This window comes from Erwinia amylovora (genome assembly GCF_017161565.1).
GTDB lineage: Bacteria > Pseudomonadota > Gammaproteobacteria > Enterobacterales > Enterobacteriaceae > Erwinia > Erwinia amylovora.
The window spans coordinates 1,203,759-1,217,875 of record NZ_CP066796.1; the positions used below are offsets into that span (position 1 = coordinate 1,203,759).

Annotated in this window: 9 protein-coding genes and 6 tRNA genes; 4 read left to right on the forward strand and 11 right to left on the reverse strand. The window is 53.1% G+C overall.

Annotated elements, in window-relative coordinates:
* The first annotated feature begins 8 nt into the window (after nucleotides 1–8).
* Nucleotides 9–1,187 (forward strand): 3-demethoxyubiquinol 3-hydroxylase, encoded by a 1,179-nt coding sequence (gene ubiF / locus JGC47_RS05600; protein WP_004156641.1) that lies wholly within the window; start codon nucleotides 9–11, stop codon nucleotides 1,185–1,187.
* Nucleotides 1,188–1,288: 101 nt separating this feature from the next.
* On the opposite strand, the gene JGC47_RS05605 is transcribed toward ubiF, so the two are convergent.
* The 11 genes from JGC47_RS05605 to nagB form a co-directional block, all read right to left on the reverse strand.
* Nucleotides 1,289–1,363, reverse strand: a tRNA-Gln gene (locus tag JGC47_RS05605).
* 67 nt (nucleotides 1,364–1,430) lie between these two features.
* Nucleotides 1,431–1,505, reverse strand: a tRNA-Gln gene (locus JGC47_RS05610).
* A gap of 7 nt (nucleotides 1,506–1,512) precedes the next feature.
* A tRNA-Met gene (locus tag JGC47_RS05615) sits at nucleotides 1,513–1,589 on the reverse strand.
* A gap of 37 nt (nucleotides 1,590–1,626) precedes the next feature.
* Nucleotides 1,627–1,701 (reverse strand) — tRNA-Gln (locus JGC47_RS05620).
* A 19-nt stretch (nucleotides 1,702–1,720) separates the two neighbouring features.
* A tRNA-Leu gene (locus JGC47_RS05625) sits at nucleotides 1,721–1,805 on the reverse strand.
* A 10-nt stretch (nucleotides 1,806–1,815) separates the two neighbouring features.
* A tRNA-Met gene (locus JGC47_RS05630) sits at nucleotides 1,816–1,892 on the reverse strand.
* 218 nt (nucleotides 1,893–2,110) lie between these two features.
* Nucleotides 2,111–3,775: an asparagine synthase B gene (asnB, locus tag JGC47_RS05635; RefSeq protein ID WP_004156642.1), complete on the reverse strand. Its 1,665-nt coding sequence runs from the start codon at nucleotides 3,773–3,775 to the stop codon at nucleotides 2,111–2,113.
* Nucleotides 3,776–4,040: 265 nt separating this feature from the next.
* Nucleotides 4,041–4,793 carry an HAD-IIA family hydrolase gene (locus JGC47_RS05640; RefSeq protein ID WP_004156644.1) on the reverse strand — a complete coding sequence of 251 codons (753 nt, stop codon included), beginning with the start codon at nucleotides 4,791–4,793 and terminating at the stop codon, nucleotides 4,041–4,043.
* 4 nt (nucleotides 4,794–4,797) lie between these two features.
* Complete coding sequence (nagC, locus tag JGC47_RS05645; protein WP_004156645.1) at nucleotides 4,798–6,036, reverse strand: DNA-binding transcriptional regulator NagC; 1,239 nt, start codon at nucleotides 6,034–6,036, stop codon at nucleotides 4,798–4,800.
* A gap of 7 nt (nucleotides 6,037–6,043) precedes the next feature.
* Nucleotides 6,044–7,192, reverse strand: coding sequence for an N-acetylglucosamine-6-phosphate deacetylase (nagA, locus tag JGC47_RS05650; protein ID WP_004156646.1), 1,149 nt, complete (start codon nucleotides 7,190–7,192; stop codon nucleotides 6,044–6,046).
* Nucleotides 7,193–7,286: 94 nt separating this feature from the next.
* Nucleotides 7,287–8,087 carry a glucosamine-6-phosphate deaminase gene (gene nagB / locus JGC47_RS05655; protein WP_004156647.1) on the reverse strand — a complete coding sequence of 267 codons (801 nt, stop codon included), beginning with the start codon at nucleotides 8,085–8,087 and terminating at the stop codon, nucleotides 7,287–7,289.
* Nucleotides 8,088–8,420: 333 nt separating this feature from the next.
* Here nagB and nagE point away from each other — a divergent pair, with 333 nt between their 5' ends.
* The 3 genes from nagE (at nucleotide 8,421) to mtr (ending at nucleotide 14,030) form a co-directional block, all read left to right on the forward strand.
* Complete coding sequence (gene nagE, locus JGC47_RS05660; protein WP_004156648.1) at nucleotides 8,421–10,349, forward strand: PTS N-acetyl glucosamine transporter subunit IIABC; 1,929 nt, start codon at nucleotides 8,421–8,423, stop codon at nucleotides 10,347–10,349.
* Between the two features lie 356 nt (nucleotides 10,350–10,705).
* Nucleotides 10,706–12,373, forward strand: coding sequence for a glutamine--tRNA ligase (gene glnS / locus JGC47_RS05665; protein WP_004156649.1), 1,668 nt, complete (start codon nucleotides 10,706–10,708; stop codon nucleotides 12,371–12,373).
* Between the two features lie 412 nt (nucleotides 12,374–12,785).
* Nucleotides 12,786–14,030, forward strand: a complete 1,245-nt coding sequence (mtr, locus tag JGC47_RS05670) for a tryptophan permease (RefSeq protein ID WP_004156652.1) — start codon at nucleotides 12,786–12,788, stop codon at nucleotides 14,028–14,030.
* Nucleotides 14,031–14,117: the final 87 nt, after the last annotated feature.

The window sequence follows — 14,117 nt, forward strand, 5'->3', positions numbered from 1 at the left end:
GAAAAAAGATGACGCAAATTAAGCAAAAAGTCGATGTCGCTATTGTTGGTGGCGGTATGGTGGGGGCAGCGTTAGCCAGTGGTCTGGCGCAGCAGGGTTTTCGGGTGGCGGTGCTGGAAAAGGAAACACCGGCTGAATTTGATCCGTCCGCCGATCCTGATGTGCGTATTTCAGCGATTGGTGCGGCTTCAGTTGCCCTGCTAAGGCAGCTGGATGTCTGGCCACAGGTGCTCAGTATGCGCTGCACGCCCTATCGCAAACTGGAGACCTGGGAGTGGCAAGCGGCCCAGGTGAGCTTTGACGCCGAGTCGCTGGGCTTACCCGAACTGGGCTTTATGGTCGAGAACAGCGTGCTGCAACGTGCGCTCTGGCAACGTTTGCAGCAGCAGGATGTGAACCTGCTTTGCCCGGCCCGCTTGCAGGATTTGCAGCAGGTAAACGGTGGCTGGCAGATAACGCTGGATAATGACGAGATACTGCAGACACGGCTGGTGGTTGGGGCTGACGGGGCTAATTCACAGGTACGCCAGCTGGCGGGTATTGGCATTCATGGCTGGAATTATGCGCAATCCTGCATGTTGATCAGCGTGCGCTGTGAACATTCGACGGGTGATACCACCTGGCAGCAGTTTACGCCGCAGGGGCCACGCGCCTTTCTGCCGCTGTTCGACCGCTGGGCTTCGCTGGTGTGGTATGACACGCCAGCACGTATTCGCCAACTGCAGGCGATGAGTATGCCGCAGTTACAAAAAGAGATTCAGGCGCATTTCCCGGCGCGAGTGGGCAAAGTGACGCCGGTGGTTGCCGGTTCTTTCCCGTTAGTACGTCGCCACGCTACGGGTTACACCTTACCCGGGCTGGCGCTGGTCGGCGATGCGGCACATACCATTAATCCGTTAGCCGGGCAGGGGGTAAACCTGGGATATCGTGATGTGGATGCCTTGATCTCGGTGCTGAGTGAGTCACGCCAGCGAGCGGAGGATTGGTCTTCCGCAGCAGTATTACAGCGTTATCAACGCAAACGTCTGACGGATAACTTATTGATGCAATGCGGGATGGATCTGTTCTACTTCGCCTTCAGCAATAAGCTGGCACCGTTAAAGGTGGTGCGTAACCTGGGGCTGATAGTCGCGGAGCATTCGGGAGTGTTAAAACGCCGTGCATTGCGCTACGCGTTGGGTTTATGACGTTACCGGCGGGCAGGCCCGTATGGCGGGGCTGCCCGCCGGCTGTATTTACCGCTGCTACAGATGCAAAAAAGCCCGCAAAAGCGGGCTTTTTTACTTTATGGCTGGGGTGCAGGGATTCGAACCCCGGAATGCTGGTATCAGAAACCAGAGCCTTACCACTTGGCGACACCCCAATTTTTTATGCGACTGGCGAACCAGGCGTCTTTTTTTTTGCGACCTATAAAACCAGTCGTCTGAATATGGCTGGGGTGCAGGGATTCGAACCCCGGAATGCTGGTATCAGAAACCAGAGCCTTACCACTTGGCGACACCCCAATAAAATTGGTGGCTACTACGGGAATCGAACCTGTGACCCCAGCATTATGAGTGCTGTGCTCTAACCAGCTGAGCTAAGTAGCCTGAACTTTACTGCTGACAACATGTTGTTATAAAAAAATGGCTGGGGTACCTGGATTCGAACCAGGGAATGCCGGCATCAAAAGCCGGTGCCTTACCGCTTGGCGATACCCCATCCGTGCAAGCTTCTGAACTGGTGCGGGAGGCGAGACTTGAACTCGCACACCTTGCGGCGCCAGAACCTAAATCTGGTGCGTCTACCAATTTCGCCACTCCCGCGCAAAAAAAATGGTGGCTACTACGGGAATCGAACCTGTGACCCCAGCATTATGAGTGCTGTGCTCTAACCAGCTGAGCTAAGTAGCCTTCTTTTTTTGCGCCACCTTCATCGGCGTTGCGGGGCGCATTATGCTAAGTTGGTCCAAATGCGTCAACAAGTTTTTTGCCGTTTTTAACCACATTCGCACTGATTGACTGCCTTGTAACCATCCTGATGATAAAAGCAACGGATTACAGGGCTGAGCAACGCAAGAGAGAACAGAAAGGGCCGTTAAGCCCGTTTCAGTTGACTCACCCGCCACTGATTAATAAGCGGACTGGTGCACGCCTACAGCACGTCCTGACGGGTCGTCCATGTTTTTGAAGGCTTCGTCCCATTCAATGGCTTTCGCTGAAGAACAGGCAACTGAGGGGCCGCCCGGTACGCATTCTGCCGCGCTGGGGAGCGGGAACAGTTCCGCAAAGATTGCGCGGTACAAATACGCTTCCTTCGATGTTGGCGTGTTGTAAGGAAAACGGAAGCGCGCCGTTTCCAGCTGTTGGTCGCTCACCTGGGCGGCGGCCATCTCTTTCAGAGTATCTATCCAGCTGTAACCAACGCCGTCAGAGAATTGTTCTTTCTGACGCCAGGCCACGCTTTCTGGCAGATAAGAGGCAAAACACTGACGCAGAATGTGTTTTTCCATTTTGCCATTGCTACCACACATTTTGTCCTGTGGGTTGATGCGCATTGCCACATCGAGAAATTTCTTATCAAGAAAAGGCACACGAGCTTCAACGCCCCAGGCAGACATCGCTTTGTTAGCGCGGGCGCAGTCAAACATATGCAGAGCATGGAGCTTGCGCACGTTCTCTTCATGAAATTCGCGGGCGTTCGGCGCCTTGTGGAAATAGAGATAGCCACCAAAGACTTCGTCAGCACCTTCGCCAGAAAGGACCATTTTGATGCCCATCGCCTTGATTTTACGTGACATTAAATACATCGGCGTTGAGGCGCGGATCGTGGTCACATCATAGGTTTCGATGTGATAAATCACATCACGGATGGCATCCAGTCCCTCCTGTACGGTGAAATGTATTTCGTGATGTACCGTTCCCAGATGTTCCGCTACCGCTTTTGCTGCTTTCAGGTCCGGCGAACCTTCCAGGCCCACTGCGAATGAATGCAGCTGCGGCCACCAGGCATCGCTTTTATCTTCATCTTCTACCCGCTTAGCCGCATAACGTTTAGTAATTGCGGAGATGATAGAAGAGTCCAGCCCGCCTGAAAGCAGAACGCCATAGGGGACATCGGACATCAGATGGCTTTTGACTGACTCTTCCAGCGCATTTTTCAGCGCCTGAGCGTCTGTTGTGTTGTCTTCGACAGCAGAGTAGTCAAACCAGTCACGTTGCCAGTAGCGGCGGACCTCGCCATCGCTGCTGGACAGGTAGCTGCCTGCCGGGAATTCTTCAATGCTGCGGCAAACCGGCACCAGCGCCTTCATTTCAGAAGCCACAAACAGGTTACCGTGTTCGTCATTGCCCATATACAACGGGATGATGCCGATATGATCGCGGCCAATGAGGTAAGTGTTTTTCACGCTGTCATACAGGATAAAGGCGAACATACCCTGGAGATCATCAAGGAATTCGACGCCTTTTTCCTGGTAGAGCGCCAGAATGACTTCACAGTCAGAATCGGTCTGAAATTCGTAGCGGTCGCTTAATTCAGCGCGCAGAGCCTGATGGTTGTAAATTTCACCGTTCACCGCAAGAACGTGGGTGTGCGCTGCGTTATACAGCGGCTGTGCGCCGTTATTAACGTCGACAATCGACAGTCGCTCGTGGGCAAGGATCGCATGCTCATCAGCATAAACCCCGGACCAGTCCGGGCCGCGGTGGCGCATCAGACGCGACAACTCAAGGGCTTTCTTACGGAGTTCAGCAGGATCGCTTTTCAGATCCAGTACACCAAAAATAGAACACATATACAGCTCCCTAACGACTTAGCTTGCGGTGAAGATATCGGAGTTAAGCGACAGTTATCGCCTGATGACTATGAAAATGCGTTAAGACGGCAGGTGATGCAAGTATTTTAGCTATTTAGTGAAAATTAGTCTGACTGACCGGCCTGATACTTATTGAATATGCAATATTAGCAGGGTTTTATTGATGAATCGTCAATTATATGGCGAATGTGAATGAAATCTGTACGCAGAGTCAGTTGCAATGCCCGGCCAACCGGGCCAGGCGTCAGAAAATGTCGATATCAGCGACGGAAGGGTAAACCCAGGTTGGTCGATAAGGCATGGCGTCAATATCACTGAGGGTGGAAACGCCAGACAGCACCAGAACAGTTTCCAGCCCCGCCTGGAACCCGGCCAGAATATCGGTACGCAGGTTATCGCCAACGATGACCGTCTCTTCGGAATGTGCCAGCATCTTATTGAGTGCGGCGCGCATTATCCACGGGCTGGGCTTACCAACGTAAAATGGCTGACGGCCGGAAATTTTTTCAATGCCGGCGCACAGGGCGCCGCAGGCCGGGGAGAATCCGTGGCCGTGACTGTCGGGGTTGGTGGCAATAAAGCGCGCCCCGTTGGCGACAAACCTGGCGGCCTTGTGCATCATATCCCAGTTGAAGGAGCGCGTTTCTCCGACGATAACGAAATCAGGATTGATATCGGTAATGGTGAATCCGGCTTTGTATAGCTCATGGATCAACGCGCCTTCACCGATGACAAACGCTTTTTTGCCTTCCTGGCGCTTGAGAAAGTCAGCGGTTGCCATCGCGGAGGTATAAAACACGCCGTCAGGAAGCTCAATGCCGGCGGCGGCAAAACGGTTGGCAAGATCCATCGCCGTTTGCGAAGGGTAGTTAGTCAGCACCACCAGCGGCATATTATTGCCCAAAATGCGTTGTAAAAACTCGCGTGCGCCGGGTACAGCAGTATTATCGTGCATCAGCACGCCGTCTATATCGCAGATTATGTTCTTTATGGTCATGTGTTCAGAGTCCACCCGTTAAATGGCCTTCCAACAGGCGTTGCAGCAGAACACCGTTCAGCATTGCCCGTTTTGCCAGGGCAAAAGCGCCAATGGCCGATCGGTGATCAATTTCTGAACGTACCACCGGAAGGTTTTTGCGAAAGGCTTTAAGTGCCTGTGTATTAATGCAGCCTTCAATTGCCGGGAGCAGCACTTTATCAGCTGTGATGAGGTCACCGGCAATCACTACTTTTTGCGGATTAAACAGGTTGATGGCAATGGCTATCGCTTTGCCCAGATGGCGGCCAACATATTCAACCACTTCGCTGGCCAGTGCATCTCCACGGTTAGCCGCCAGGCAGATTGCCTGGATCTGGCACTGATCGAGAGTAAGACTCGACGGGTAGCCTTGAGTCAGAAGATGACGCACGCGGCTTTCAATGGCGCTATTAGCGGCAATGGTTTCAAGACAGCCAAAATTACCGCAGTGGCAGCGTTCGCCTAACGGATCAACCTGAATATGGCCGATCTCACCCACATTCCCGTTACTGCCGAGGAAAATATGGCCATTAGCGATGATACCGGCACCGGTTCCGCGATGGACGCGCACCAAAATCGAGTCTGCGCAGTCGCGTGATGCACCAAAATAATGCTCGGCCAGTGCCAGGCTGCGAATATCGTGGCCGACGAAACTTGTCACGCGAAAGCGTTTTTCCAGATGGGCTACCAGCGGCCAGTGTTCGACGCTGATGTGCGGCATATAGCGAATGATGCCATTGATTGGGTCAACCAGACCGGGCAACGTCACTGAGATAGCAATCAGTTCGAGCAGCTTACGCTGATGCAGTGCGCAAAAGTCGGCAATCGCTTTAAACAGCGCATTTTCCAGGGTTTCCTGGGTGCGCTGCGGCAGGGGGTAAATCTCTTCAGCCAGCGATTTACCGCTGAGATCAAACAGCGTGACCGTGGCATCGTTACGTCCAAGACGCACTCCGACAGTATTAAAACCGCGCGTTTCGGCGATGATGGAGATTGCCCGCCGCCCTCCGGTAGAAGCCTGCTGGGCAACCTCACGGATCAGCCCGCGTTCGATAAGCTGGCGGGTGATTTTGGTGACGCTGGCGGGCGCAAGCTGGCTAAGTTCAGAGATTTGAATCCGTGAGATAGGGCCTTGCCGGTCAATAAGCCGATATACGGCCGCGCTGTTAAGCTGTTTAACAAGATCAACATTTCCAATTTGAGCCTGGCCGCCGGTGGTCATTAAATATCTACTCGCTTAAGACCTCGTTACCATTAACGATGGTCCGGGTGATTTTGTAGTCGCGGGTGAACACGGTAATGTTGGCCACTTTTCCGGCTTCAACAGAACCCAAAGTTTTGTCCACTCCGATTGCTCGTGCCGGGTATAATGTTGCCATACGAACGGCCTCATCAAGGGGGATGCCGACATGTTCGACGCTGTTAGCCACAGCTTCAATCATTGTCAGTGCAGAACCGCTGAGAGTACCGTTTTCGTCAACGCATAGCCCGTTCCGATAGTATATTGTTTTACCGGCAAAAATGAACCGATCAATAGATGCACCGGCGGGTGCCGTGGCATCAGTAACCAGTATCAGCTTATCGCCTTTGATGCGTTTAGCATTACGAATATTGGCGTAATGGACGTGCAATCCATCCGCGATAATGCCACACCAAACGTCGGGCGAATCAAGCAGTGCACCGATCAAACCGGGCGCACGTCCGCTGGTGGTCGGCATGGCGTTATAAAGATGCGTAGAGAAAGTGACACCGGCCGCCATACCGCTCAGGGCTTCTTCATAGGTGCCGTTTGAGTGGCCTGCCGAGATAACGATCCCCGCATCATGTAACTGACGTATCACTGCGGCGTCGACTTTCTCAGGCGCAAGGGTAATTTTGCTGATCACATCGGCATTGGCGCAAAGGTAAGCCACCAGCTGCTGGCTGGGGGCGCGGATCAGATCCGGGTTATGGGTGCCTTTTTTCAACGGGTTCAGCCAGGGCCCTTCCAGATGCAGGCCCAGCGCCTGATTGGCATTCTGCGCCAGCCATGTGCGCATCACTTCTACCGCCCGCTTAATTAACTCATCACTACTGGTGATCAACGTCGGCAGGAAGCTGGTACAGCCGGATTTCTCATTGGCTTTTTGCATGATCTTCAGCGTTTCAACGCTGATTGCTGCCATGTCGTCATTGAACTGAACGCCACCACAGCCATTAAGCTGTAAATCAATAAAGCCAGGGGCAATAATCGCATCACCCACTTCACGAGTCTCAATACCGGGCGGAAGATCGTCCTGCGGGCAAACACGTTCGATCAGGCCATTAGCCACCACTACCGCGTGCCGCTCAAGGATGTGATGGCCGGTAAAAATGCGGCCTTGGGTTAAAGCGTACATAATTGTTCTCCTGACTCCACTCATTTCCTTTCCTGCCCGACAGGGGACTGTCGCGGCAGGAACAGGTCTGCTATATCGCTAAATTTGGAAGCAATTACAGATCTTTTATATTTTCCGCTTCCATTTCGCTGAAGTACTGCACGGTTTTCATCTTCAGTTCCATGGTGGCCGGTTTGTCACAGACTACAACGGCCCTGGCATGCAGCTGCAAGCAGCTAATTGTCCACATGTGATTCACATTGCCTTCTACCGCTGCCTGAAGCGCCAGCGCTTTCAGATGACCGGTAACCAGAATCATTACTTCTTCGGCATCCAGCAGGGTACCAACGCCCACGGTGAGTGCATATTTAGGCACCTGGTTGGTATCGCCGCCAAAGAAGCGCGAATTAGCGATGCGCGTATCGTGAGTCAGCGTTTTGATGCGCGTGCGCGAAGCCAGCGATGAAGCCGGTTCGTTAAAAGCAATATGGCCATCATTGCCGACTCCGCCCATAAACAGGTGAATTTTGCCGTAGGAACGAATCTTCTCTTCATATTGGCGACATTCTGCGTCAATATCGGGCGCATTGCCATTGAGAAGATTGATATTTTCACTTGGAATATCAACATGATCGAAAAAGTTGCGATGCATAAAGCTATGATAACTTTCCGGATGCTCCTGCGGCAGCCCGACGTATTCGTCCATGTTGAAAGTCACTACGTGCTTAAAGCTAACCTGGCCCGATTTATGCATCTCGATGAGGTGCTTGTAGGCTTCCAGCGGCGTGCCTCCGGTGGGTAGCCCCAGCACGAATGGACGGTCAGCAGTGGGTTTGAACGTATTGATACGGTTAACAATATGTCGTGCTGCCCATTTGCCTACCTGCCCTGGTGTGGACAGAGGAATAAGTCTCATGTTGCACCTCGTATTAAGAGAGAGTTGTAAGGGTTAGAACGGCGCCCTGACTGTCGTTGGATAAGCGTAACGCTACAGCCGTAAGAAGAAAGGGGGATCGTCTGCTTTGATTTTTTGAATCATAAAATAAGTTGGCCTTTTTTACCAGCGTAACACCAATGATATTGTTTTATTAAGGTGACTTTAATCACATATATGGGGAATTAATTTGCTGTACGAATTTATTGTTTTTACACTCAGCCTAAGAATTTTTGATTTAAACTGATTCTGCACAGACGGTTAATAACATAGTTTTTCTGTCGCCTTATTGAAGGGGACTTTGCGGGGTAAAAGGTGAATATACTAGGATTTTTCCAACGATTGGGGCGGTCTTTACAGCTGCCGATAGCCGTGCTGCCAGTGGCCGCGTTGATGCTGCGTTTTGGTCAGCCTGACTTACTCAATATGCCATTTATTGCTCAGGGCGGCGGAGCCATTTTCGACAATCTCCCGCTTATCTTTGCCATTGGGGTGGCGTCAACCTGGTCTAAAGATAACGCCGGAGCAGCCGCGCTGGCGGGCGCTGTGGGCTACTTCATCATGACGAAGGCCATGGTGACCATTAGCCCTACGGTGAATATGGGCGTTCTGGCGGGGATCGTTACCGGCCTGATTGCGGGTATGACCTATAATCGCTGGGCCGGTATTAAACTGCCTGACTTTCTCAGCTTCTTTGGTGGCAAACGTTTTGTCCCCATTGCCACCGGTTTCTTCTGTTTGCTGCTGGCAGCGGTATTTGGCTACGTCTGGCCTCCGGTGCAGGCTGCTATTCATGCCGGCGGGGAGTGGATTGTTTCTGAAGGCGCGTTCGGCGCCGGTATTTTCGGGCTGGTTAATCGTCTTCTGATCCCTACCGGCCTGCATCAGGTGCTGAATACCATTGCGTGGTTCCAGATTGGTGAATTCACCAATGCTGCCGGTGCGGTGGTACACGGTGATATCAACCGCTTCTATGCCGGTGACGGCACGGCGGGGATGTTCATGTCCGGCTTCTTCCCTATCATGATGTTTGGCCTGCCGGGGGCGGCGCTGGCGATGTATCTGGCGGCACCAAAGGCGCGACGTCCGATGGTGGGCGGGATGCTGCTGTCCGTTGCGGTGACCGCATTTCTGACCGGGGTGACCGAGCCGCTGGAATTCCTGTTCATGTTCCTGGCTCCGGCGCTGTATCTGATCCACGCCCTGTTGACCGGTATCAGTCTCTTTGCAGCAACCGCGCTGGGCATCCATGCCGGGTTCTCGTTCTCGGCTGGCGCTATCGACTATGCATTGATGTATAAACTGCCGGCGGCGAGCCATAACGTCTGGCTGCTGATGGTGATGGGTGCCGTTGCATTTGTCATTTACTTCACGCTGTTCAGCGCAGTTATCCGCATGTTTAATTTGAAAACTCCCGGGCGTGAAGATGCCTTCGAGCAGCAGGGTGGCAACAGCAATACAGAAGAAGGACTGAGTCAGCTTTCGCGTCAGTATATAGGGGCGGTTGGCGGTTCAGATAACCTGAACGTGATAGATGCCTGCATCACCCGTCTGCGGCTGTCGGTTAAAGATGCTGCGCGGGTCGATGATGCAGCCTGCAAACGTTTAGGGGCTTCAGGGGTAGTAAAACTGAACAAGCAGACGATCCAGGTGATTGTTGGCGCGAAAGCCGAATCGATTGCCGAAGAGATGAAGAAACTGATCGCCAGGGGGCCGGTGGCCGCGACGAACAGTGCCTGCACTGCGCCCGCAGCGCCGCAGGCGGTACCGAATAGCGCCAAGGGTATTGTCGCAACGCTGGTGGCTCCGGTCAGCGGAACCGTAGTGGCCATCGAACAGGTACCTGATGAAGCCTTTGCCAGCAAAGCGGTCGGTGACGGGCTGGCTATCCAGCCAACCAGCAGCACCGTTGTTGCTCCGGCAGCCGGAACGCTGGTGAAAATCTTCAATACCAACCATGCTTTCTGCCTGGAAACCGATAAAGGGGTGGAAGTGGTGGTGCATATGGGGCTGGATACCGTTGCGCTGGAAGGTAAAGGCTTTACCCGTCTGGTTGAAGAGGGCGCACAGGTGGTGGGCGGTCAACCGATACTGGAAATGGACCTTGCTTTCCTCAATACGCACGCTCGCTCAATGGTCAGTCCGGTCGTGGTCAGCAATATTGAAGACTTCGCCGGTTTAACGCTGTTGGCGGGTGAAACCGTCGTTGCCGGTGAAACACGGTTATATGAAATTAACGGCTAAGTCAGGCGGCTAAGACTACTGTTTCAGGGCGGGGAGACATTCCCCGCCTTTTTTTATGCTATTCGTTCAACAAACGGTTGTTTCACAACTCTGCTTTGTGGATCATACTCCGTTATTTCATATACCCTTCATACTTCAAGCCGCAGTTACGTGGGCCGCTCGCATTCACCCGAATCACTTACTCTGGTAAGCTTATCGGGATCAGCGAGTCTGGCGCGTTACCCGGCATAAGTCTGGGCCTCGCCCCTTCCGGGCCAGCACCAGTGCTGTTCAAAAGCGCGTTGCGTTTTTGTCCTGCAACTCGAATTATTTTTGCGTATAGCTAATTTATGCCATGCATTATTGAGGAAATTGAGATGAGTGAGGCTGAAGCCCGCCCAACTAACTTTATTCGTCAGATTATTGATGAAGACCTGGCGAACGGTAAGCACAATATCGTGCATACGCGCTTTCCGCCTGAGCCTAACGGCTATCTGCACATTGGCCATGCCAAATCAATTTGCCTGAACTTTGGTATCGCACAAGACTATCAGGGGCAATGTAATCTGCGTTTCGACGACACCAACCCGGTAAAAGAAGATCTGGAATTCGTTGAGTCAATCAAACGTGATGTGCAGTGGCTCGGCTTCCAGTGGAGTGGGGAAGTACGATACTCATCTGACTATTTCGAGCAATTGCACCATTATGCCGTTGAACTGATCGGTAAAGGCCTGGCTTACGTTGACGAACTGTCACCAGAACAGATCCGCGAATACCGTGGCAGCCTGACATCAGCGGGTAAAAACAGCCCGTACCGCGACCGTAGTGTGGCAGAGAACCTTGAGCTGTTCGCCAGAATGCGAAACGGCGAGTTCGCTGAAGGCAGCGCCTGTCTGCGTGCCAAAATCGATATGGCTTCCAGTTTTATCGTGCTGCGCGATCCGGTGATCTACCGTATCAAGTTTGCCGACCACCACCAGACGGGTAATAAGTGGTGCATCTACCCGATGTATGACTTTACCCACTGCATATCCGATGCGCTGGAAGGTATTACGCATTCGCTATGTACTCTGGAGTTCCAGGATAACCGTCGTCTGTACGACTGGGTGCTCGACAACATCACTATTCCGGTGCATCCGCGGCAGTATGAGTTTTCACGCCTTAATCTTGAATACGCGATCATGTCCAAGCGTAAACTGAACCTGCTGGTATCAGAGAAAGTGGTTGAGGGCTGGGACGATCCGCGCATGCTCACCGTTTCTGGTCTGCGCCGCCGTGGTTACAGCGCAGAATCTGTTCGTGAGTTCTGCCGCCGCATTGGCGTGACCAAACAGGACAATATCGTGGAGATGGCGGCGCTGGAAAGCTGCATTCGTGACGACCTCAATGAAAATGCACCGCGCGCCATGGCGGTACTGGATGCGGTCAAAGTGGTGATTGAAAATCTGCCGGCGCATCATGAAGAGATGATCAGCATGCCGAATCATCCTAACAGGCCCGAAATGGGCACGCGCGAAGTGCCGTTCAGCCGCGAGATTTACATCGATCGTGCTGACTTCCGTGAAGAAGCGAATAAGCACTATAAGCGCCTGGTTCTGGGTAAAGAAGTGCGGCTGCGTAATGCCTACGTGATCAAAGCTGAACGTATCGCCAAGGATGAAGCGGGTAACATCACCTGCCTGTTCTGCTCTTGCGATATTGATACCCTGAGCAAAGACCCTGCCGATGGCCGCAAAGTGAAGGGCGTGATCCATTGGGTTTCAGCAGAGCACGCGTTGCCGGCAGAATTCCGCCTGTACGACCGTTTGTTCAACGTGCCTAATCCGGCGGCGGAGGAGGATTTCCTCTCTACCATCAACCCGGACTCACTGGTTATTCGCCAGGGTTTTGTTGAGCCAGGTATGCAGCAGGCGCAGGCCTCTGCCCCTTACCAGTTCGAGCGCGAAGGTTACTTCTGCGCCGACAGTGTTTACTCCAGTCCGGCTAAGCTGGTGTTTAACCGTACCGTTGGTCTGCGTGACACCTGGGCGAAAAACGGCGAATAAGTCTGATTTTATGCATGTAAAGGGCGATAATTCGCCCTTTTTTTTGACCGTTGCTTAGGCCAGGCTGGTTATTATCGGGGTTTGATTATTGCTGCTGCCAACTTACAGGCATTTCATGTCAGTGTTACCCGAACAGGCCAGCAGCAGCATTATTGCGCAGTTTGACCAGCAACTGGCCATCCGCTATCCCCAGCTTCAGCAGCAGGAGGAAACCAGGGTATTTGTCTGGCGGTGACTGACGGCGCCTGCAACCTGCCGCACTGGCGTTATTGCCAAGAAACAGGGTTGTCAGCTAATTACTGTACTAGTTCGATGGTGTGATTGCATGTAAACTATGCGGCGTTAATGCCGTTTAGCCAGTGGAATATCCCGGCGGGGGCGTTTTTATTCTGTTTTTCGCTAAGGATTTGCTATGGCTGTGCCCGCTTCTGCTGCTCTACCTTCCACTCTGTGGGGGACTTTAATCATCGGCGGTACCATTATTGGTGCCGGCATGTTCTCCCTGCCGGTTGTGATGTCCGGTGCATGGTTTCTCTGGTCATCAATGATGTTGCTCGTCACCTGGTTTTGCATGTTGCTATCCGGGTTGCTCTATCTTGAGGCCAGCCTGCACTATCCCGCCGGATCCAGTTTCAACACCGTCACTCGCGATTTGCTGGGGCGCGGCTGGAATGCGTTTAATGGCCTGTCGGTGGTCTTTGTGTTGGGTATTCTGACCTACGCCTATATCTCGGCCAGCGGCGCGATTATCCAGCACAGTTTGAATCAACTGAATGTGGGGATTTCGGCGCGCATGGCCGGGCTGCTATTCACGCTGCTGGTCGCGCTGTTTATCTGGCTGGGTACTGCGGTGGTGAGCCGCATGACGCTTATTTTCCTTGGCGCGAAGGTGGTGACATTTCTGATGATCTTTGGCGGGCTGCTATGGCATGTCCAGCCCGCCAATCTGATGGACAGCGGCACGAGTGAAAGTCACTATCTGCGCTATCTGTGGATTGTGGTGCCATTTTGCCTCGCCTCATTTGGCTATCACGGCAACATTGCCGGGCTGATTGGCTTTTATGGCAAAGATGGCGGCCGCATCAGTCGCTGCCTGGTTTACGGGACGTTGCTGGCGCTGGTCATCTATTTTGTCTGGATCATTGGCACGATGGGCAATATCCCGCGTCCTGAATTTAAACAGATTGCCGCGCAGGGAGGGAATATCGATGTTATGGTTACAGCCCTTTCAGGCGTCCTGCAAAGCCGTAACCTCAATCTGCTGCTGGATATTTTCTCTAATTTCGCCGTCGCCTGTTCATTTCTTGGTGTCAGCCTCGGCTTTTTTGATTATCTTGCCGACTTGTTCAGGCTGGATAATTCGGCGACCGGGCGGCTGAAAACCACCGTGCTGACGTTTATTCTGCCATTAACGGCTGCGCTGATCTGGCCCAATGGTTTTCTGCTGGCCATTGGCTATGCCGGGCTGGCGGCGACCATCTGGGCGGTGATCACCCCGGCGCTGCTGGCCTGGCGGGCGCGGCAGCGCTTCGCTACACCGTCATGGCGGGTAAGGGGGGGGATGCTGCCTGTGGTGCTGGTGCTGATATTCGGCGCCATGAATGCGGTGGTTTCAATCATTTCTTACGGTGGCTGGCTGCCGGTTTATGCTCAGTAGCAGGGAAAAAAAACGGTGGCGCAGAGGCCACCGTTCCGTCTTCTGATCCGTCCCTGATGAAGGCCAGGGGCGCTGCCATCTTCCCGC